The organism is Allobosea sp. TAB14, assembly GCF_052113865.1.
Lineage (GTDB): Bacteria > Pseudomonadota > Alphaproteobacteria > Rhizobiales > Beijerinckiaceae > Allobosea > Allobosea spartocytisi.
This window is the reverse complement of record NZ_JBFRDQ010000020.1, coordinates 14,957-34,646: the sequence shown is the minus strand read 5'-3', so window position 1 is coordinate 34,646 and position 19,690 is coordinate 14,957. Positions and strand designations below refer to the sequence as shown.

Here is a 19,690-nt window from a genome sequence, read left to right as displayed (position 1 = left end):
ACGAACCCATCAGGACGTAAGTCCGCGAGGCTATCCGGCCCATGTCGCAAACACAGCCCGCTTCCCGCCCTCCGTTCCCGCGTCGCCGGCGTGCCGGTCTCGGTTTCGCCGTTGGCCTTGCGGCGCTGGCGCTCGCCGGCTGCCAGAGCCGCGGCGGCCCCGGCGACATCACCGGCTCGATCGGCCGCAGCCAGCCGGCCCAGCCGCGCACGGCCTCCGACTGGCAGGCCGAGCGCGACAGTTGGGCCAGGCGCTACGACGCCAATCCGAAGGATCGCGACGCGGCGTTCTACTATGCGCGTGCCTTGCGCGCCTCCGAACAACATGCACAGGCCCTCGCCGTTCTCCAGAACGCGGTGCTCGTGCATCAGGACGATCGCGAACTGCTCGGGGCCTATGGCCGTTCGCTCGCCGACAATGGCCGCCTGCGCGAGGCCGACGAGGTGCTCTCCCGCGCGCATTCGCCGGAGCGGCCGGATTGGCGCATTCTCTCGGCCCAGGGCACCGTCGCCGACCAGCTCGGCGAGCACGACCGGGCGCAGCAGCTCTACCAGACCGCATTGAAGCTCGTGCCGAACGAGCCGACGGTGATGTCCAATCTCGGGCTGTCGCTGGCGCTGTCGCGGAACCTGCCGGAGGCGGAGCGCGTCCTGCGCCAAGCGGCGGCCACGCCCGCGGCCGATGCGCGCGTCCGCCAGAATCTGGTCCTCGTCCTCGGCCTGCAGGGCCGTTTCGGCGAGGCGGAGACGCTCGCTCGCCAGGACCAGAGCCCGGCGGAAGCGGCGGCGGCCATCGCATATCTCAAGCGCAGCGTCAGCCAGCAGAACAGCTGGGATCTGCTGAAGGGAAAAGCCCGCGTGCAGCCGGCGCCGAAGCCGCCCTTGGCGCAAGGGCCGGGCGCGGCCAGCACACAGGATCAAGGCTGACCCGTCGAGGAGGACGCCGGCGATCGGCCGGCTACGAGCGTGGCCCGATCAGGGCCAGCTAATGAAGACTGAACAAGGGTGATGAAGCCGCCGCCGCGCCGAGTTCGTTGGCGCTCGCCTGCAGCCAGGGGGCGATCTCGGCCATCCGTTCCCGGGTCATCCGGATCGTCGGGCCTGCTACGCTGATCGTTCCGACCGGATGCCCGACGCCGCGCTTGCGGATCGCGGTGGCCATGGCTGATGTGCCGACCTCGTAGGCCTCGGTCACGCAGGCGTAGCCGAGCCTGCGCGTCTGTTCGATTTGCTCGAGCAGCTGATCGATCGTGCGCGGCGCGTTGGGCCCCAGATCCGGCCGATGCAAGCCTTGTCTTTCGACCACCATCCGCAGCTGCGCATCGTCGAGGCTCGCGAGCCAGGCCTGCCCGTTCGCGGTGGCGGCAAGATAGACTTCGGTCTCGGTATGGGGGACGTAGAACAGTCCGCTTTGCGCGCTCTGGGATTTGGCGACCCAGGTCAGATGGTCGCTTTCGACGACCGCGAGCCTCACCAATTCCCCCGTTCGCTTGGCGAGGTCGTCGAGAATGGGCTGGACGAGGTCGGTGATGCCGCTGGTTCCGAGATAGGCGAGCCCCAGCGCCGCGAGCTTGACGCTGAGGCGCACCGCGCCATCGGGCGAGCGGAAGACAAAGCCGCCTTCGACGAGCCCCTGAACCGTCCGCTCGGCTGCGGCCTGTGGAATCTTCAGCAGTTGCGCCAGTTCGCGCGGGGCAAGGCCGTTCGGATACTGCGCCAATGTTTCAAGCATGCCGAGAGCCCGGATTCGACTGGACATGTCAGTGCGCCGTCCCGGGGAACAAGGGCAGTTCCTCGCTGGCCTTGGCGATTGCCTCCGCCGTTTCGCGCAGCGGCGGCAGGATGCGATCCATCGCTTCGCTCGTCATGCGGATGACGGGGCCGGCAACGCTGATCGTGCCGATCGGGCGTTTCGAGCGCTCGCTGAAAGCCGCGACGGCGATGGCCGCGGTTCCTGGCTCGTAGGTCTCGAAGATCTTGGCGTAGCCCAGTTCCCGTGCGGTCTCGACGAAGCCCAGCAGCTCGCGCATCGTCCGCGGCGCGTTGGGGCCGTATCCCTCGCGCTTCAGGCCCTGCCGGGCCGCCAATTGCAGCGCCTCGTCCTCGTCCAGGCAGGACAACCAGGCATGGCCGTTCGAGGTCGCGGCCAGATAGACCYCGGCGCCTTCATCGGGGTTGTAGAGCAGCCCGCGCCGCGCACCTTGCGCCTTCGCGACGCGGATCAGTTTCTCGTCGTGGATCACGGCCAGCGTCACCAGCTCGCCGGTCTTGTCGGCGAGCTGGTCGAGAAGCGGCTGGATCCGGGTGGTCACCCCGGCGGAAGCCAGGTGGCTGAAGCCGAGCGCGACGATCTTGGCCGTCAGCCGATAGGCCCCGCCCTCGAACTCCTGGCGGACATAGCCTTCGTCCTTGAGATCGGCGAGCAGCCTATGCGTCGCACTGCGGGGGATCGCCAATGCGTCGGCGATCGCCATCAGCGGCAGGCCGCCGGCGTGGCGCGACAGCATCTCGATAATCGCGATCGCCCGATCCATGGCGCCTCCATTCCAATTGGAAGCTTATTCAAATTGGAACGCAGTGTCACTTCTCTTGACCGCAGTGGAACTATGATATTTATGGAACCAGTTCCACTTTATCGAACGGGCCCGATCCGTGGCGGTAGCCTCCTTCGTCAACGACAAGCGCGATGCTCCAGCCGTGGAGTCGATCACCGGTCGCACGCGCCTCTTCGCCGTGCTCGGCGACCCGGTGGCGCAGGTCATGGCGCCGGCCATGATGAACCGGCTCTTCCGCGAGCGGGGCGTGGATGCCGCGCTGATTCCGGTGGAGGTGTCGCCCGGCGATCTGGCTGCCGTCGTCGAAGGCCTGAAGCGGATCGGCAATCTCGACGGCTTCCTCGTCACGGTGCCGCACAAGCTCGCGGTCTGCCGTCACGCGGATCGGCTCAGCGAGGCCGCGCGGCTGGCGGGGTCCGTCAATGCGATGCGGCGCGAGGCAGACGGCAGTTGGTCTGGCGACAATTTCGACGGTGCGGGCTTTGTGCGGGGTCTTCTCGGCGCCGGCCACGCCATCGCGGGCAAGCGCCTCACCCTCGTCGGCGCAGGAGGGGCGGGCGTCGCGATCGCCGCCGCGGTCCTGCAGGCGGGGGCATCGACAGTGTCGGTCGTCGATATCGATCCGGCGCGGGCAGAAGCGCTCGCGGGCCGTCTTGGCGAGCGCTGGCCGGGTCTTGCGCGGGCCGCAAGCTCTCTCGATCCGGCGAGCGACGTGGTGGTGAACGCCACGCCGCTGGGTTTGCGCGAGGATGATCCGCTGCCCTTCGCGCTGGATGGCCTGCGCGCCGAAGCCATCGTCGCCGACATCATCATGAAGCCGGCGCAGACGCGGCTGCTGCGCGAGGCTGCTGCGCGCGGCCTGCGGACGCATCCCGGACTTCCGATGCTGAACGAGCAGATTCCCCTCTACCGGGAGTTCTTCCGCATCCCCTGAGACACCGACCCCGGCGAAAGACCGGGGCGCCTGGAGGAAACCTTGACGTATCAGTTCGATTTCTCGGTCCTGCTTCCCTATTGGGAGCAGCTGCTGCGCGGCTGCTGGCTGACGATCCTGCTCTCGGCGATCTCGATCTCGGCCGGGCTCACGATCGGCATCCTGACGGCGCTTGCCAAGCGAAGCCGGTTCACGGCGGCGCGGATCGCGGCCGGCACCTATGTCGAGMTCATCCGGAACACGCCGTTCCTGGTGCAGGTCTTCTTCATCTTCTTCGGCCTGCCGGCGCTCGGCATCAGCTTCCAGCCCTGGAGCGCCGCCATCCTGGCGCTCAGCCTCAACTGCGGGGCCTTCTCGGCGGAGGTCATCCGCGGCGGCATCGACGCGATCGCGCGCGGCCAGTACGAGGCCGGCACGGCGCTCGGCCTCAAGCCGCTGCAGATCTTCCGCCACATCGTCCTGAAGCCGGCGCTGCGGATCATCTTCCCGGCTCTGTCCGGCCAGTTCGTGCTGACGCTGCTGACGACCAGCATCGTCTCGTCGATCTCGGCGGAGGAGCTGACCTCGATCGCCCAGTCGATCGATACGCTGACCTTCCGCAGCTTCGAGATCTACATCGTCGCGACGATCCTCTACCTGACGATGTCGTTCGGCTTCGCGACTTTGTTCAAGCTGATCGACCGCGTCTATTTCTCCTATCCGGTGAAGTGAGGGCGCCATGATCAGGCAATTCGGTCTGCCGGAAGCGCTCGCCATCCTCTCGGGTGTGCAGGCGACGATCCTTCTCTCCCTGATCGCCTTCGTCGGCGGCGGTGTCGTCGGGCTCGCGGTTGCGCTGATGCGCACTTCGGAACGGACATGGCTGCAGCGCTGCGCCGGCTTCTACATCGACTTCTTCCAGGGAACGCCGCTGCTGATGCAGCTCTTCCTCGTGTTCTACGGGTTGCCGGTGCTYGGCTACAAGGTGAACCCCTGGATCGCCGTCGCCATCGGCTTCACGCTGCATGCCAGCGCCTTCCTCGGAGAGATCTGGCGCGGCAGCATCCAGGCCGTGCCGCGCGGGCAGACTGAGGCCGCCTATGCGCTGGGCCTGAGCTATGCCTCCCGCATGCGCAACGTCGTGCTGCCGCAGGCGATGCGGATCTCCGTCGCGCCGACCGTCGGCTTCATGGTGCAGCTCATCAAGGGCACTTCGCTCGCCGCGATCATCGGCTTCGTCGAATTGTCCCGTGCCGCCCAGATCATCGCCAGCGCGACCTACAAGCCGCTGCTCGCCTATGGCTGCGCGGCGATCGTCTACTTCGTCCTCTGCTTCCCGCTTTCACGCCTGAGCATGCGCCTCGAGAAGCGCTTCGCCGTGAAGACCTGACGACCCCTGAAAACAACATCAACCGGAGGAAACACCCATGAACTGGATTCAGACGTTCCGGCGTACGGCGCTGGCTTCGGCCATCGTGCTGGCAGCCGCATCCGCGATGGCCGGAGCCGCTGCGGCGCAGACGGTGGAGTCGATCAAGAAGGGCGGCGTGCTCAAGATCGGCTCGCAGGTCTCCCAGGTGCCCTGGGGCTTCAGTGATGCTTCCGGCAAGCTGACGGGCTTCGACATCGAGCTCGGCGAGATGCTGGCGAAGGATCTCGGCGTGAAGGCCGAGGTCACGCCGGTCACGTCGAGTAACCGCGTCGCCGCGCTGCTGACCGGGCAGGTCGACGTGCTGGCGGCGGTGATGGGCATCTTCGCCGACCGGCAGAAGGTCGTGCTGTTCTCGCGGCCCTACACCACCAACGACACGATCTATATCGGCAAGGCCTCGGCCAACATCAAAGGCTGGAACGACCTAAAGGGCGTCCGGGTCGGCGTTCCGCGCGGCACGCCGCAGGACATCGCCATCACCAAGGCGGCGYCGGCGGGTGCCACCATCCAGCGCTTCGACGATGACGCCGCGACCGTGCAGGCGCTGATCGCGGGGCAGGTCGACATGATCGGCGGCGCCGCGACCCAGGTTCCGAACATCGCCCAGGTGGCCGGTCCCGGCAAGTTCGAGCAGAAGTTCATCGTGGCGCGCGCCTATAACGCCTTCGCGGTGCGGCCCGGCTCGCGCGAATGGGCCGATTATCTAAGCGATTTCGTCGCCCGCAAGCTGGCGAGCGGCGAGTTGCCGGCGCTCTACAAGAAGTGGATCGGTGGCGACCTCGCCGAGATGCCGAAGACGGGCGAGGGCGAAGCCGCGCTCCCGGTTTCGATGGTGCAGTAACCGCGCGGGCGGCGTCCCCGCCGCCCGCCACTCTCCGGAATGAGCAAGGCCATGTCAGTCAATCCCGATCAACGAAGCCGCGCGAGTGCATCCGCCGACGCCCCGATCATCGAGATCGCGGGCCTGCGGAAATGGTTCGGCACCTTCCAGGTCCTGCAGGACATCGCGCTGACTGTTGCGCGCGGTGAGCGGATCGTCATCTGCGGGCCGTCGGGCTCGGGCAAATCGACGCTGATCCGCTGCGTCAACAGCCTCGAGCGCTATCAGGAAGGACGCCTCGTCGTCGACGGATACGATCTCGGCGCCGGGCAGAAGAACATCGACACCGTGCGCGCCGAAGTCGGCATGGTGTTCCAGCAGTTCAACCTCTTTCCCCATCTCACGGTGATGGAGAACTGCATGCTGGCGCCGATGAAGGTGCGCGGCACGCGGAAGAAGGAGGCGCAGGAGCTGGCGATGCGCTTTCTCACCCGCGTGCGGATCGCCGACCAGGCGCTGAAATATCCGGCGCAGCTTTCCGGCGGCCAGCAGCAGCGCGTCGCGATTGCCCGCGCGCTCTGCATGACGCCGAAGATCATGCTGTTCGACGAGCCGACCTCGGCGCTTGACCCCGAGATGGTCAAGGAGGTGCTCGACACCATGGTCGGCCTCGCAGAGGACGGCATGACGATGCTCTGCGTCACCCATGAGATGGGCTTCGCCCGCAAGGTCGCCGACCGCGTGATCTTCATGGATGCCGGACAGATCGTCGAGATGGGCAAGCCTGAGCCCTTCTTCGCGAACCCGCAGAATCCCCGGACGCAAGCCTTCCTCGGGCAGCTCCTGCACTGACGCATCGCCAGCGGCGCGGGCAGCGCCCATCGCCGCAGACATTTTCCAAAGGGACCCATCATGCTTCCGGGCAAGTTCTACGAAGAGATCCAGATCGGCGACGAACGCCTGACGCCGCGTGTCACCGTCACCGAGGGCCATGTCCTGGCCTATGCCGGCGTCGCCGGCGACTTCTCGCCGATCCATATGGACGAGGTTTATGCCCAGTCGACGGTGTTCGGCGGGCGCATCGCGCATGGGCTGATGGGCTTGTCGCTGACCGACGGCATGAAGGTGCAGTCCGGCTTCTTCCATGACGGCATCGCGCTGGGCTGGAGCTGGAACTTCAAGAAGCCGATCCGGATCGGCGACACCTTGCAGGTGAAGTTCCGCGTCGCCGACATGCGCATTCCGAAGAGCCGCAGCGACATGGGCATCCTGACCATCGCCATCGCGCTCCTCAACCAGCATGGCGAGGTGGTGCAGGAGGGCGAGCACCGGCTGATGGTGCCGCGCAAGCCGGGCGCAGGCCAGGCGGAGGCCAACTGATGGCCCGCAACAAGTTCATGAGCGCCGATCAGGCCGTCGGGCTGATCAAGGATGGCGACACCGTCGCGCTGGTCGGCGGCGGCGGCGGCCTGATGGAGGCGACGCATACCTTCCGCGCGGTCTCGCGCCGCTTTCTCTCGACCGGCTATCCGCGCAACCTCACCGTGCTGCATGCGCTCGGGATCGGCGACAAGAAGAGCGAGGGGATGAACCATTTCGCGCATGAGGGGCTGGTCAAGCGCGTCATCGGCGGCCACTGGGTCTGGTCGCCGAAGATGCAGGAGATGGCCCGCGACGAGAAGATCGAGGCCTATGTCCTGCCGAGCGGCTGCGTGATGCAGCTCTATCGCGAGATCGGCGGGCAGCGGCTGGGCCTGTTCACCCATGTTGGCCTCGGCACCTTCGTCGACCCGCGGCACCAGGGCGGCAAGATGAACGCCTCCGCCAAGGAGGATCTGGTCGAGGTGGTCAATCTCGGCGGGCAGGAACTGCTCTGGTACAAATCCTTCCCGATCAATGTCGCGATCATCCGCGGCTCCTTCGGGGACGCGGACGGCAATATCAGCCTCGACCAGGAGGCGGCGAATGTCGATGTCTATGCGGCGGCCCTCGCGGCGCATAATTCCGGTGGCATCGTCATCGCGCAGGTCCGCACGGCGGTGGATGTGAACTCGCTTCCGGCGCGATCGGTCCGGGTTCCCGGCGCCATCGTCGACGCGGTCGTCGTCGATCCCGATCAGCGCATGAGCTACGACCTGCCCTATGATCCGCTGATCTCCGGCGAGCGCCGCGGGCCCACCCCGCTCGATCCGCCGGAGCCGCTCAACATTCGTTCGCTGATCGCCCGGCGCGCCTACCAGGAATTGACCGAGGGCGACGTCATCAATTTCGGTGTCGGCATCGGCGAGGGCGTCGCCAAGATGGTGGCGGAGCGCGGCGAGGTCGGGCGCTATTACCAGACCATCGAGCACGGCACCTATGGCGGCTCGCTGCTCGTGGGCCTGCTCTTCGGCTTCGCGCGCAGCGCCTCGGCCATGATCGACGGCCCCTCGCAGTTCGACTTCTATGCCGGCGGCGGCCTCGACACCGCTTTCCTCGGCTTCGGCGAGCTCGACGAGGCGGGTGACGTCAACGTCTCCAAGCTCGGCGGCCTGACCGTCGGGCCCGGCGGCTTCATGGACATCGCCCAGAACGCGAAGAAGGTCGTGTTCTGCGGAACCTTCGATACCAAGGGCAGCAAGCTTCAGCTCGGCGACGGCAAGCTGGCGATCGCACAGCACGGCCATGTGCGAAAGCTTGTCGGCAAGGTCGAGCAGATCACCTATTCCGGCAAACAGGCGCTGAAGCGCGGCCACAAGGCGGTGTTCGTGACGGAGCGGGCTGTCTTCAACCTCGAAAACGAGGGGCTCGTCCTGAGCGAAGTCGCGCCCGGCGTCGATATCCGCCGCGACATCCTCGAGCGGATGGACTTCATGCCGCTCATTCCCCGCGATCCGCAGCTCATGGACAGCGCGATCTTCACCGACTGAACCGGCCTTCGATCCGTTCCGAGGACATCATGGACTATCGCAATCTCGGCCGCAGCGGCCTCAAAGTATCGCGCATCGCCCTGGGCTGCATGAGCTATGGCGACCCGACCCGCGGCAATCATAGCTGGGTGATGGGTGAGGAGGAGGGGCGCCCCTTCATCCGCAAGGCGCTGGAAGCCGGCATCAACTTCTTCGACACGGCGAATGTCTATTCGGACGGCGCCAGCGAGGAGGTGCTCGGCCGCGCCATCCGCGACTTCACGACGCGCGAGGCGGTCGTCATCGCCACCAAGGTCTATGGCCGGATGCGTCCCGACGCGAACGGCCAGGGTCTGTCGCGCAAGGCGATCTTCTCCGAGATCGACGCCAGCCTGAAGCGCCTCGGTACCGACTATGTCGATCTCTACCAGATCCATCGCTGGGATTATGAGACGCCGATCGAGGAGACGCTGGAGGCGTTGAGCGACGTCGTGAAGGCGGGCAAGGCGCGCTATCTCGGCGCGTCCTCCATGCATGCCTGGCAATTCATGAAGGCGTTGGGCTTGCAGCGCCAGCATGGCTGGGCGCCGTTCGTTTCGATGCAGAACCATCTGAACCTCCTCTACCGCGAGGAGGAGCGCGAGATGCTGCCGCTCTGCCGTTCCGAGGGCATCGGCGTGGTTCCTTGGTCGCCGCTGGCGCGCGGCCGGCTGACGCGGCCCTGGCAGGACGAGCCGGCGACGGCGCGTGCCGCGGCCGACGAGGTCGGCAAGGGCTTTTACGACAAGTCAAAGAGCGCCGACCGCGCCGTGGTCGACCGGGTGGGGGACATCGCAGAACAGCGCGGGGTTCCGCGCGCCCAGATCGCGCTGGCCTGGCTGCTGCACAAGAACGGCGTCACGGCGCCTCTGATCGGTGCCACCAAGATGGCGCAGCTCGACGATGCGCTGGCGGCGCTGCCTTTGAGGCTCTCCGAGACGGATATCGCCGCCCTGGAGGAGCCCTATGTCGCCCATGAGCTTTCGGGTTTCGCTTAGGTCAAGGACCGCGCCTTCGGTCTCGCGATCATAAAAACGACCTCCGCGAGGCGGATATGCCAATCGCGGTCGTCCAACGCCTCGGCGGGCCTCAAGCCGGCGCGATGACCACGGCCTCGCAGGAGCCCGCGGACGCAGCCGGCCGATGCTCGACGCCGTGCGGAATCACGATGAACTCGCCTTCGCGCACGGTTTCCTCGCGATCGCGGAACTCCATGAGCAGGGTGCCCCTGTGCACGAAGACGGGCACGCTCTTGCTGCCGGCGGGGTACTTGCCGTCAAGAGCGGCAGTGCCGATGGTGAAGCCGGCTGCACCAGCCTCCTTCACGATGGCGATACGCTCGGGCGTGTCGATCGACCCGGCGATGTAGACCGGCTTCGAGACCGCCTTACAGACCGCCATCATCAGAGCTGGAACGTCGCCCTTGGAGCGATAGGCGAGGAGATCGAGCCCATGCACGCCGTCGCGCGCGGCGAGCGACCTCGCGCTGTCGACGATCTCCTCGATGCTGCCTTCCAGCACGCTTGGGTGGCCGACGATGCGCCCAGGGAAGGGGCAGTATTGGATCGACGAGCCTGCAATGATCGGCAGCACATCCTCGGCATGAGTGCCGCCGAGCAGCATGTCGACACCGATGTCGAGGGCGGCCCTGGCCGATGCGGTCTCGCTGTCGCGGTCGAGCGAGACGACCTCGAGATAGGAGGTCGCTCCCCCCGCCTTGATCGCAGCGTTCAGTGCCTTGAGCTGCGAGATCGGGAGACCGATATCCTTGAAGCCGATATGGCGGACGCCGAGGCTGAGCGCAGTCTGCAGCTGCTGCGCGGCGTCCTCGACCGTGCGGTCGTTGCGCGTCAGCATGAAGATGAAGCGAAGTCCCATGACGCTGCCTTTCAGATGCGGCTGTTCGTGGCCCCGCATGGCAAGAGGCCTTCGTCTCCATCGAGCGAATATTTGTGGAGTGGCCTCATGAGATTGCCGATTTGACCGCTGCCTGTGTGCGATAATTCAGCCCGAGTCGACGGAAGATCTGCAAACCGAGCCCGACCAGTGTCGAAAAAGCAGCTCTGCTTTTGCCGATGCCCCGGCCGACCGGAGGCGTCGGCATAGTCCGTGCGATCGATGCTGTGTCCCGTTGTGAGCTTACGAGCGATCCGCATCGAGGATCAATCGCTTCCGCTCAACACCGACACCCCATGTTCGCCGTCCGATTGGGAAAACCGTTCGGCGATATCTGCTATACCGGTGGTGGCGAAGTCGCACGGTACCTGGCGCGGCATGGCGGACCGGCAGGCCCGCCAGCGTGCCGAGGGCGGCTGGATCCGCGGGAAGCAGGACGATGGGGCCACTGACGACGTGGACTTCGGATCGAAGCGGATTGAGGCCCGATTGCGGTCCGTTGAGCGCGGTTTCTGCGGCGCTTACTGCACGCCTTTGGTCGTCTTCGCATGGCCGTCAATCTGAGAGCCCGCCGCGTTCAGGATCCGGCGCGCCAGCGTTTCGTCGTTGACCGTCCTCGACAGCAGGACCGCACCGACCATCATCGACAGTTTTGCCAGAAGCGCATCGCTGTTCTCCTCACCGGACAGGCTTGCGATCATGTCGAGGTTCGCGCGGATGCCGGCTTCGAACTCGGCCTTCACCTCCGGGCCCTGCCGGGCCGCGTCGGATGCGAGCGCGACGAACGCGCATCCTTCGGCGCGCTCCGCGACGTGCTCCGGGCTGAGGTAGAACTCCGCTACGGCCGAAAGCGGGTCATCCGGGCGAGAGGCGGCTGCGGACGACCAGCGCTCGGCCGAACTGGCGATCGCTCGCCGCGATGCCAGCGCTGTCAATTCATCCTTCGAGGCGAACTGCTTGTAGAAGCCGCCCTGCGTCAGGCCGGCTCCGGCCATCAGGTCCTTGAGGCCAATGCCGTCGAAGCCGTGCTCGCGAAAGAGCCGGCTCGCCGTCTCGATCACCCGCTCCCTGTTCTGTGCCGCTTGCTCTCGGGAGACCCGCATGCCGTGCTCCAAAAAATTAGATTGCGTTCACACTCTATAACCGTCATAGATGTCGGACGCAATCTATTTGGTAAGCATCATGACAAGGAAATCCCGGTTCGCCCTGCTCGCAGTCGGGGGCATCGTGGTCGCCGCCGGGATCGGGGGCGCCGTTATGCTGATCGGGCACAAAGCCGCTCCTTTGGCGGCTGTCGACTCCCGGCAGGAACCGCCGATCGTGCGCGTGTCGACGGCAAGCCCGGTCACAGGCGCCGACCGGCGCTTTACGGGCGTCATTGCGGCACGCGTCCAGAGCAATCTCGGCTTTCGCGTCCCGGGCAAGGTCGTCGAGCGGCTGGTCAATATCGGCCAGTCCGTGAAGGCGGGACAGCCGCTTCTGCGGGTTGACGAGACCGATCTGCGGTTGGCGCTCACCGCCAAGCGCAACGCGGCCATCGCCGCCCGGGCCGTGCTGACGCAGGCGACGGCCGACGAGGCGCGCTACGCGGTACTCGTGAAGAACGGATTCGCCGCCAGCCCCCAGCGCTACGAGCAGGCGAAGGCCGCGCTCGACACCGCCAAGGCCCAGGCCGCCGCGGCAGAAGCCGAGGCGAATGTCGCGGAAAACGAACTCAACTATGCCGTACTGGTCGCCGACGCGGACGGGATCATCGTCGAGACCCTGGCTGAGCCCGGGCAGGTCGTCGCGGCAGGGCAGGTGGTCGCCCGGCTCGCGCAGACGGGTCCGCGAGAGGCGTTGGTGGTCCTGCCCGAAACGGTCAGGCCCCCGATCGGCTCCGCCGCGCAGGCGACGCTCTACGGCGTCGCGGGGCGCAGCTTCCGCGCCACTCTGCGCCAGCTATCCGACTCGGCCGATCCGCAGACCCGGACCTATGAGGCTCGCTACGTCCTCGAAAGCGAGGCTGCGCTGGCGCCTTTGGGTGCGACCGTTACGGTCCGCTTGTCCGATATAGCGACTGACGCCGAGACGGAGATTCCGCTCGGAGCAGTTCTCGACGACGGACAGAAGACCGGCGTCTGGCTTCTCGACGATGCGGGCTCCGCCGTGACGTTCCAACCCGTGCGTCTCGTTCGCGTCACAAGCGAAACGGCGGTCGTCTCGGGGCTGCAGGCCGGCCGCCAGATCGTGTCGCTCGGGGCGCATCTCCTGCGCGAAGGCCAGCCGGTCCGGACTTCCTCGAACGTCAAGGCGGCCTCGCGATGAGCTTCAATCTCTCGGCCATCGCGGTCCGCGAACGCGCCGTCACCCTCTTCACGATCCTCCTGCTCGTCGCGGCTGGCGCCTACGCCTTCGTCAAGCTCGGGCGCGCCGAGGATCCGAGCTTCACCATCAAGACGCTGACGGTCACCTCCGTCTGGCCTGGCGCGACGGCCCGCGAGATGCAGGACCTCGTCGCCGAGCCGCTGGAGAAGCGGCTGCAGGAACTTGCCTGGTACGACCGCGTCGAGACGACGACACGCCCGGGCTATGCCTACCTCACGGTCAACCTGAAGGACGCCACGCCGCCTTCCAAGGTGCAGGAGGAGTTCTATCAGGCGAGGAAGAAGCTCGCCGACGAGGCGCGCAACCTACCGCCCGGCGTGCTCGGTCCCTTCGTCAACGACGAGTATTCCGACGTCAGCTTCGCGCTCTATGCGCTGAAGGCGCAGGGTCTGCCCATGCGGGAGCTGGCGCGGCAAGCCGAAACCATTCGGCAGGATCTCCTGCACGTTCCCGGCGTCAAGAAGGTCAACATCCTTGGCGAGCGCCCCCAGCAGATCTTCGTCGAGTTTTCCTATGCGAAGCTCGCGACGCTGGGCGTTTCCGCCCAGGACATCGTCACCGCCCTGCAGCGTCAGAATACGGTCACGGCGGCGGGCTCGGTCGACACCAAGGGCCCGCGCGTCTTCATCCGGGTCGACGGCGCCTATGAGGGTGTCCAGGCCATCGCCGACACGCCGATCGTCGCCGGAGGCCGGACCCTCAAGCTGTCCGACATCGCGGATGTCCGCCGCGGCTACGAGGATCCGCCGAGCTTCATTATCCGGCATCAAGGCGAGCCCAGTCTCATGCTCGCCGCAGTGATGCAGGACGGCTGGAATGGGCTGACGCTCGGGAAGGATCTCGAGAACAAGACCGCCGCGATCGGCCGGACATTGCCGCTCGGCATGTCGCTCGAAAAGGTAACGGACCAGGCGGTCAACATCGCCGCGTCCGTCGACGAGTTCATGATGAAGTTCGCGATGGCGCTCGGCGTCGTGCTGCTCGTCAGCCTGCTCAGCCTCGGCTGGCGCGTCGGGATCGTGGTCGCAGCGGCGATCCCCATCACGCTCGCGGCCGTGTTTTTCATCATGCTGGAGACCGGCCGGTTCTTCGACCGGATCACGCTCGGCGCGCTGATCCTGGCGCTCGGCCTCCTCGTCGACGACGCCATCATCGCCATCGAGGTCATGGTCGTGAAGATGGAAGAGGGCATGGACCGCATCAAGGCGGCCGCCTATGCCTGGAGCCACACCGCCGCGCCCATGCTCTCGGGCACGCTGGTGACGATCGCCGGCTTCCTGCCCGTCGGCTTCGCCTCTTCCACGGCCGGCGAATACGCCGGCAACATCTTCTGGGTGGTCGGCTTTGCGCTGATCGTGTCCTGGATCGTAGCGGTGGTGTTCACGCCCTATCTCGGCGTCAAGATGCTGCCGGAGATCAAGCCGATCGAAGGCGGTACGCACGCGATCTACGACACGCCGAACTATCGGCGTCTGCGGCGGCTCATCACCTTCGCGGTCGACCACAAGTTTCTGACCTGCGCGATCGTCGGCATCGCTTTCGCTCTCTCCGGCGTCGGCATGGGCGGGCTGAAGCAGCAGTTCTTCCCCACCTCCGACCGGCCCGAGGTGCTCGTTGAAATCCGCCTGCCGGAAGGCAGCAGCATCGAGACCACGACCGCCGCAGTCCAAAAGGTCGAGCGCTGGCTCGAACGGCAGCCCGAAGCCAAGATCGTCACCAGCTATGTCGGTCAGGGCGCGCCGCGCTTCTTCCTCGCGCTTTCGCCGGAGCTGCCCGATCCGGCCTTCGCCAAGATCGTCGTGCTGACGCCGGATGCCCATGCGCGTGAAGAGCTCAAGCTTCGGCTGCGAGAGGAGATCTCGAACGGGCTCGCGCCCGAGGCCTATGTCCGCGCCACGCAATTCGTCTTCGGGCCTCCCTCGGTATTCCCCGTCGAGTTCCGCATCGTCGGCCCCGACCCGGCTGAACTCTACAAGATCTCCGAACAGGCCCTGCAGGTCATGCGCGGCATCCCCGATGTCAGGGAAGCGAACCGCGACTGGGGCAACCGCACGCCGGTCCTGCGCTTCGTGCCGGACCAGGACCGCCTCAACCTGATCGGCCTGTCGCCGGCGCAGGTCGGCCAGCAGCTCCAGTTCCTGCTGAGCGGGGTGCCGGTCACGCAGGTCCGGGAAGACATCCGCAACGTGCCGGTCATCGCCCGCAGCGCCGGCGCCGAACGTCTCGACCCGACGCGTCTCGCCGACTTCTCCCTGATGAGTCGGGACGGGCGGCAGATCCCCCTCGACCAGATCGGACACTCCGAGATCCGCTACGAGGAGCCGGTGCTGAAGCGGCGCGATCGGATGCCGACGATCACGGTCCGCTCGGAAGTTAACGAGGCGACGCAGCCTCCGGAGGTCTCCAAGCAGGTGCGGGCCGCGCTCCAGCCGCTGATCGACGCGCTGCCGGCCGGCTATCGCATCGACATGGGCGGCTCGATCGAGGAGGCAGCCAAGGCGAACGATGCTCTTGGCAAGATTTTTCCGCTGATGATCGCCGTGACCCTGATCGTCGTCATGGTCCAGGTGCGGTCGTTCTCGATGATGACGATGGTGCTGTTCACCGCCCCGCTCGGCCTGATCGGCGTGGTGCCGACGCTGCTCGCCTTCAACCAGCCCTTCGGCTTCAACGCGATCCTGGGCCTCATCGGGCTGGCGGGCATCCTGATGCGCAACACCTTGATCCTGACCGACCAGATCAAGGAGAACCAGATCGCGGGGCTCGATGACTATCATGCCGTCATCGAAGCGACGGTTCAGCGCACGCGGCCGGTCATCCTGACGGCGCTCGCCGCGGTCCTGGCCTTCATTCCCCTGACCCACTCCGTCTTCTGGGGTTCGATGGCCTATACGCTGATCGGCGGCACGGCGGTCGGGACGGTGCTCATCCTGCTCTTCCTGCCGGCGCTTTATGCTGCGTGGTTCCGGATCAAGCCGACGGTCGCAACCGCCCATGAGGTCGAGGCCGGGCCGAGCGCCGAGACTTCGCCACTCGCCTATGCGCACGCGGCTGAGTAACCATGCGAGACAAGTGACAGTTCGCTCCGGCGTGCGGCGTCCGATGGTGCCAACGTGATCGCCAAGGCGAGACGGGGGTCGCGGAGCTGATCGCGGCCGAGCAGAGCCTGTTCGATGCGCGTCGCTCGGCCCGTGACGGCCAGAAGGAGTATTCTGCGCATGTCACGCTCAAATACGCCATCGTCAGGCTCAAATTGAATGAGACAGGCTCATTTTCAGTGAGATCCTACAACCCGGCGCGCTTACTGCCACTTGAAGACCTGCACCAGCGCCGGGACTAGGATGATGACGAACAGCACCGGCAGGAAGAACAGGATCATCGGCACGGTGAGCTTCGGCGGCAGCGCGGCGGCCTTCTTCTCGGCGGCGTTCATGCGCTGGTCCCGGCTTTCCTGTGCGAGCGTCCTGAGCGCCGTGCCGAGCGGCGTGCCGTAGCGCTCCGCCTGGATCAGGGCGGTCGAGACGGATTTGACGCCCTCGAGCCCCGTTCGCAGCGCCAGGTTCTCATAGGCGAGCCTGCGTTCGGCGAGATAGGAGAGCTCGGCCGTGCACAGCGCGAATTCCTCGGCCAGCGCCACGGACTGGCTGCCGATCTCGGTCGAGACCTTGCGGAAGGCGAGCTCGATCGACATGCCGGATTCGACGCAGATTAGCAGGAGGTCGAGGGCATCGGGAAAGGCCTGGCGCATCGAGGCCTGGCGCTTGCTGATCTGATTGGACAGGAACAGCTCGGGAGCCTTGATGCCGAGATAGGCGGCTGCGATGGCGATGCCGCACCGGACCATGAAAGACTGGCCGAAATCGTTGAGCACGAAGACGTAGAGGAGGGTGAACAGGAAGAGGCCGACCGGGACGGCAAGCCGGAAGAACAGGAAGCCGATCTCCGCCTGCGGACCCCTGTAGCCCGCCATCGAGAGCTGCCGCTTGGCAGTCTCCGTGCCGAGCCAGTCGCCCAGTTTGAACTGTTCGACGATGCGTCGCATATAGGCCTTGGGTTCCTGGCGCAGGCTCACCTTCTCGCCTTGGCGGTTCAGCCTCTCGCGTTCGCGCGCGCGGATCTTGTCCCGTTCGGTCGCGACGTTCTTCATCCGCTTCTGCAGGCTGTTGCCCTCGGTCAGCGGGATCGCGATGGTCAGCACCGTGGCCGCCGCCGCGACGGCGGCCAGCAAGGCCAGCAGGAACTGCGGATCGGTGACTTTGGCGATGATCAGGGATAGCATCGCATCGCCTCAGATGTCGAAATTGATCATCTTGCGCATCACCAGCACGCCGATGAGCATCCAGATGCCGCTGGCGACCAGCGCGAATTTGCCGGCCTGGGTCAGCCAGAGCAACTCGATGTATTTCGGTGTCGTCAGGTAGACGAGCCCAGCGACCACCGGTGGCAGCGACCCGATGATCGCCGCCGATGCCTTGGCCTCCATCGACACCGCGTGAATCTTGTCGCGCATCTTGCGGCGCTCGCGCAGCACGCGCGAGAGGTTGCCGAGGGTCTCGGACAGGTTGCCGCCCGTCTTCTGCTGGATCGCGATGACGATGCCGAAGAAATTCGCCTCGGCGCAGGGCATCCGCTCGAACAGTTTCACCGTCGCTTCCGAGAGCGGCAGGCCGAGCGCCTGCGCCTCGATGATCTGGCGGAACTCGCCGCGCACCGGCTCGGCCGCCTCGCTGGCGATGATGCGCAGGCAGTCATTGACCGGCAACCCGGCCTTGATGCCGCGCACGATCACGTCGATGGCATTGGGGAACTCGATCCCGAACTTCTTGAGCCGCCGGGTCTTGCAGCGCTTGAGGAACCAGACTGGTAAGCCGAAGCCGCCGATGAAGAGGCCCACCGCGCCGAGAAGCGGATTGCCGCTCATCATGAAGAGCAGCAGGCCCAGGACCACCGCCGTGACAGCGCTGATGATATAGAATTTCTGTCGCGACCAGTTCAGGCCGGCCTGGGCGATGCGGGTTTCGAGCGTGACCTTGTTGCGAGCGTTTTCCCGGTTCTCGATCTCTTTCAGGCTCTGCGCGATCTGGCCGCGCTTCATCCGCGCCTGGGTCTCCCGGTCCATGCCGCGCGCGGTGACCGGGGTCGCGAACTCCTTGCGTCGCTTCTCGGCGCGCTTCTCGCCGCTGAGCATCGGGTAGAACAGCGCGTAGAACACGCCGCCGACCGCGAGCATGGCCAGAGCGGCGACGGCGAGGACGCTCGTGTTCATGGCCTGCCCATCCTGCCGGGGCTGCTGCGATCAGGCGACATGGCCCTCGCCCATCTGTTCGAGCTGGTCGAGGGCGGCGGCCAGGCGCTGCTCTTCCCCGAAATAGCGGGCGCGCTCCCAGAAGCGGGGCCGCCCGACGCCGGTCGAGCGGTGGCGCCCGATCAGCTTTCCGGCGGTGTCCTCGCCGAGAATCTCGTAGGTCATCAGGTCCTGGGTGATGATGACCTCGCCTTCCATGCCCATCACCTCAGTGATGTGGGTGATGCGGCGCGAGCCGTCGCGCATGCGCTGGGCCTGGATGATCACGTCGACCGAGGAGCAGATCATCTCGCGCAAGGTCTTCGAGGGCAGCGAGAAGCCGCCCATGGTGATCATCGATTCGATACGGCTCAGGCACTCGCGCGGCGTGTTGGCATGCAGCGTTCCCATCGAGCCGTCATGGCCGGTGTTCATTGCCTGCAGCAGGTCGAAGGCCTCAGGCCCGCGCACCTCGCCGACGATGATACGCTCGGGGCGCATGCGCAGGCAGTTCTTCACAAGATCGCGCATCGTTACCGCGCCGGTGCCTTCGAGATTGGGCGGGCGGGTCTCGAGGCGCACGACATGGGGCTGCTGGAGCTGAAGCTCGGCGGCGTCCTCGCAGGTGATGACGCGCTCGTCATGCTCGATATAGTTGGTCAGGCAGTTCAGCAGCGTCGTCTTGCCGGAGCCGGTGCCGCCGGAGATGACGATGTTGCAGCGGACCTTGCCCATGATCTTCAGGATCTCCGCGCCCGGCGGCGAGATCGCGCCGAACTTGGTGATCTGGTCGAGCGTCAGCTTGTCCTTCTTGAACTTGCGGATGGTGAGCGCGGGCCCGTCGATGGCCAGGGGTGGCGCGATGACGTTGACGCGGGAGCCGTCGGCGAGGCGCGCGTCGCAGATCGGCGAGCTCTCGTCGACGCGCCGGCCGACCTGGCTGACGATGCGCTGGCAGATGTTCATCAATTGCGCGTTGTCGCGGAAGCGGATGTTGGTGAGCTGGATCTTGCCGCCGGTCTCGATGAAGGTGCGGGATGCGCCGTTGACCATGATGTCGGCGATGTCGTCGCGCGCCAGCAGCGGCTCCAGAGGGCCGTAGCCGAGCACGTCGTTGCAGATGTCGTCGAGCAGTTCCTCCTGCTCGGCGATCGAGAGCACGACGTTCTTCAGCGAGATGATCTCGTTGATGATGTCGCGGATTTCCTCCCGCGCCGATTCGGCATCGAGCTTCGCGAGCTGCGACAGATCGATGGCCTCGATCAGCGCCCCGAAGATCATGCTCTTCATCTGGTAGTATTCTTCGGAGCGCGGCGTCTCCTGGGCCGCGACCTTGCGGTCCTCCGACATGGCCGCGATCGGCTCGGGCTTGCGTGGCGCCGTGGCGGCGGCAGGAGCTCTCGGGGCCAGGACCGGCGCGGTCGCAGCGCCTGCGGATCGCTTGCCGAACATCTCAATCGTCTCCGGCGCAGGCGCTTACGGCGCCCGGCGCCGCGA

At 66.1% G+C, this 19,690-nt stretch carries 18 protein-coding genes; 11 read left to right on the top strand and 7 right to left on the bottom strand.

Features of this window, described 5'->3' with window-relative positions; translation table 11 throughout:
- Nucleotides 1-41: 41 nt before the first annotated feature.
- On the top strand, nucleotides 42-926 hold the full coding sequence (locus AB4Y99_RS04875) for a tetratricopeptide repeat protein (RefSeq protein ID WP_441522571.1): 885 nt from the start codon (nucleotides 42-44) through the stop codon (nucleotides 924-926).
- A gap of 58 nt (nucleotides 927-984) precedes the next feature.
- On the opposite strand, the gene AB4Y99_RS04870 is transcribed toward AB4Y99_RS04875, so the two are convergent.
- A complete protein-coding gene (locus AB4Y99_RS04870) occupies nucleotides 985-1,731 on the bottom strand; it encodes an IclR family transcriptional regulator (RefSeq protein WP_197062773.1) in 747 nt (248 codons plus the stop codon).
- Nucleotides 1,732-1,759: 28 nt separating this feature from the next.
- Entirely contained in the window at nucleotides 1,760-2,533 is a 774-nt protein-coding gene (locus AB4Y99_RS04865; RefSeq protein ID WP_441522570.1) for an IclR family transcriptional regulator, read from the bottom strand.
- Nucleotides 2,534-2,651: 118 nt separating this feature from the next.
- Here AB4Y99_RS04865 and AB4Y99_RS04860 point away from each other — a divergent pair, with 118 nt between their 5' ends.
- Genes AB4Y99_RS04860 through AB4Y99_RS04825 form a run of 8 tightly spaced genes read left to right on the top strand, consistent with a single transcriptional unit; the run spans nucleotide 2,652 to nucleotide 9,644 of the window.
- Nucleotides 2,652-3,488: a shikimate dehydrogenase family protein gene (locus AB4Y99_RS04860; protein ID WP_441522569.1), complete on the top strand. Its 837-nt coding sequence runs from the start codon at nucleotides 2,652-2,654 to the stop codon at nucleotides 3,486-3,488.
- Between the two features lie 42 nt (nucleotides 3,489-3,530).
- On the top strand, nucleotides 3,531-4,199 hold the full coding sequence (locus AB4Y99_RS04855) for an amino acid ABC transporter permease (RefSeq protein WP_441522568.1): 669 nt from the start codon (nucleotides 3,531-3,533) through the stop codon (nucleotides 4,197-4,199).
- A 7-nt stretch (nucleotides 4,200-4,206) separates the two neighbouring features.
- Nucleotides 4,207-4,857, top strand: coding sequence for an amino acid ABC transporter permease (locus AB4Y99_RS04850; RefSeq protein ID WP_051988233.1), 651 nt, complete (start codon nucleotides 4,207-4,209; stop codon nucleotides 4,855-4,857).
- Between the two features lie 37 nt (nucleotides 4,858-4,894).
- Entirely contained in the window at nucleotides 4,895-5,740 is an 846-nt protein-coding gene (locus tag AB4Y99_RS04845; RefSeq protein WP_441522567.1) for a transporter substrate-binding domain-containing protein, read from the top strand.
- 51 nt (nucleotides 5,741-5,791) lie between these two features.
- The gene (locus tag AB4Y99_RS04840) at nucleotides 5,792-6,571 is read left to right on the top strand and encodes an amino acid ABC transporter ATP-binding protein (protein ID WP_112762457.1); all 780 of its coding nucleotides are present in this window, start codon (nucleotides 5,792-5,794) and stop codon (nucleotides 6,569-6,571) included.
- 60 nt (nucleotides 6,572-6,631) lie between these two features.
- Nucleotides 6,632-7,099 carry a MaoC family dehydratase gene (locus AB4Y99_RS04835; RefSeq protein ID WP_441522566.1) on the top strand — a complete coding sequence of 156 codons (468 nt, stop codon included), beginning with the start codon at nucleotides 6,632-6,634 and terminating at the stop codon, nucleotides 7,097-7,099.
- On the top strand, nucleotides 7,099-8,628 hold the full coding sequence (locus tag AB4Y99_RS04830; RefSeq protein WP_441522565.1) for an acyl CoA:acetate/3-ketoacid CoA transferase: 1,530 nt from the start codon (nucleotides 7,099-7,101) through the stop codon (nucleotides 8,626-8,628). Before AB4Y99_RS04835 ends, AB4Y99_RS04830 begins: the two co-directional genes overlap by 1 nt.
- 29 nt (nucleotides 8,629-8,657) lie before the next feature.
- On the top strand, nucleotides 8,658-9,644 hold the full coding sequence (locus AB4Y99_RS04825) for an aldo/keto reductase (RefSeq protein WP_113252775.1): 987 nt from the start codon (nucleotides 8,658-8,660) through the stop codon (nucleotides 9,642-9,644).
- A 91-nt stretch (nucleotides 9,645-9,735) separates the two neighbouring features.
- Here AB4Y99_RS04825 and AB4Y99_RS04820 read toward each other — a convergent pair whose 3' ends face one another.
- Nucleotides 9,736-10,563, bottom strand: a complete 828-nt coding sequence (locus AB4Y99_RS04820; protein WP_441522564.1) for a 4-hydroxythreonine-4-phosphate dehydrogenase — start codon at nucleotides 10,561-10,563, stop codon at nucleotides 9,736-9,738.
- 500 nt (nucleotides 10,564-11,063) lie between these two features.
- Complete coding sequence (locus AB4Y99_RS04815; RefSeq protein WP_441522563.1) at nucleotides 11,064-11,645, bottom strand: TetR/AcrR family transcriptional regulator; 582 nt, start codon at nucleotides 11,643-11,645, stop codon at nucleotides 11,064-11,066.
- Between the two features lie 154 nt (nucleotides 11,646-11,799).
- On the opposite strand from AB4Y99_RS04815, the gene AB4Y99_RS04810 reads away from it, so the two are divergent.
- Complete coding sequence (locus tag AB4Y99_RS04810; RefSeq protein WP_441522589.1) at nucleotides 11,800-12,849, top strand: efflux RND transporter periplasmic adaptor subunit; 1,050 nt, start codon at nucleotides 11,800-11,802, stop codon at nucleotides 12,847-12,849.
- Nucleotides 12,846-15,968, top strand: a complete 3,123-nt coding sequence (locus AB4Y99_RS04805; protein WP_441522562.1) for an efflux RND transporter permease subunit — start codon at nucleotides 12,846-12,848, stop codon at nucleotides 15,966-15,968. The genes AB4Y99_RS04810 and AB4Y99_RS04805 overlap by 4 nt, the downstream gene beginning before the upstream one ends.
- Before the next feature lie 242 nt (nucleotides 15,969-16,210).
- On the opposite strand, the gene AB4Y99_RS04800 is transcribed toward AB4Y99_RS04805, so the two are convergent.
- Genes AB4Y99_RS04800 through AB4Y99_RS04790 form a run of 3 tightly spaced genes read right to left on the bottom strand, consistent with a single transcriptional unit; the run spans nucleotide 16,211 to nucleotide 19,645 of the window.
- Nucleotides 16,211-17,188, bottom strand: a complete 978-nt coding sequence (locus tag AB4Y99_RS04800; protein ID WP_112762462.1) for a type II secretion system F family protein — start codon at nucleotides 17,186-17,188, stop codon at nucleotides 16,211-16,213.
- Between the two features lie 9 nt (nucleotides 17,189-17,197).
- Entirely contained in the window at nucleotides 17,198-18,175 is a 978-nt protein-coding gene (locus AB4Y99_RS04795; RefSeq protein WP_441522561.1) for a type II secretion system F family protein, read from the bottom strand.
- 30 nt (nucleotides 18,176-18,205) lie between these two features.
- Nucleotides 18,206-19,645 (bottom strand): CpaF family protein, encoded by a 1,440-nt coding sequence (locus AB4Y99_RS04790; protein WP_441522560.1) that lies wholly within the window; start codon nucleotides 19,643-19,645, stop codon nucleotides 18,206-18,208.
- Between the last annotated feature and the right edge of the window lie 45 nt (nucleotides 19,646-19,690).

Bases quoted from the DNA above. Each gene is read 5' to 3' on its own strand.
- AB4Y99_RS04795 (WP_441522561.1), bottom strand. From the start codon at position 18,175: ATGAACACGAGCGTCCTCGCCGTCGCCGCTCTGGCCATGCTCGCGGTC.
- AB4Y99_RS04790 (WP_441522560.1), bottom strand. From the start codon at position 19,645: ATGTTCGGCAAGCGATCCGCAGGCGCTGCGACCGCGCCGGTCCTGGCC.
- AB4Y99_RS04875 (WP_441522571.1), top strand. From the start codon at position 42: ATGTCGCAAACACAGCCCGCTTCCCGCCCTCCGTTCCCGCGTCGCCGG.
- AB4Y99_RS04835 (WP_441522566.1), top strand. From the start codon at position 6,632: ATGCTTCCGGGCAAGTTCTACGAAGAGATCCAGATCGGCGACGAACGC.
- AB4Y99_RS04805 (WP_441522562.1), top strand. From the start codon at position 12,846: ATGAGCTTCAATCTCTCGGCCATCGCGGTCCGCGAACGCGCCGTCACC.
- AB4Y99_RS04830 (WP_441522565.1), top strand. From the start codon at position 7,099: ATGGCCCGCAACAAGTTCATGAGCGCCGATCAGGCCGTCGGGCTGATC.
- AB4Y99_RS04825 (WP_113252775.1), top strand. From the start codon at position 8,658: ATGGACTATCGCAATCTCGGCCGCAGCGGCCTCAAAGTATCGCGCATC.
- AB4Y99_RS04870 (WP_197062773.1), bottom strand. From the start codon at position 1,731: ATGCTTGAAACATTGGCGCAGTATCCGAACGGCCTTGCCCCGCGCGAA.
- AB4Y99_RS04815 (WP_441522563.1), bottom strand. From the start codon at position 11,645: ATGCGGGTCTCCCGAGAGCAAGCGGCACAGAACAGGGAGCGGGTGATC.
- AB4Y99_RS04840 (WP_112762457.1), top strand. From the start codon at position 5,792: ATGTCAGTCAATCCCGATCAACGAAGCCGCGCGAGTGCATCCGCCGAC.
- AB4Y99_RS04820 (WP_441522564.1), bottom strand. From the start codon at position 10,563: ATGCGGGGCCACGAACAGCCGCATCTGAAAGGCAGCGTCATGGGACTT.
- AB4Y99_RS04800 (WP_112762462.1), bottom strand. From the start codon at position 17,188: ATGCTATCCCTGATCATCGCCAAAGTCACCGATCCGCAGTTCCTGCTG.
- AB4Y99_RS04810 (WP_441522589.1), top strand. From the start codon at position 11,800: ATGCTGATCGGGCACAAAGCCGCTCCTTTGGCGGCTGTCGACTCCCGG.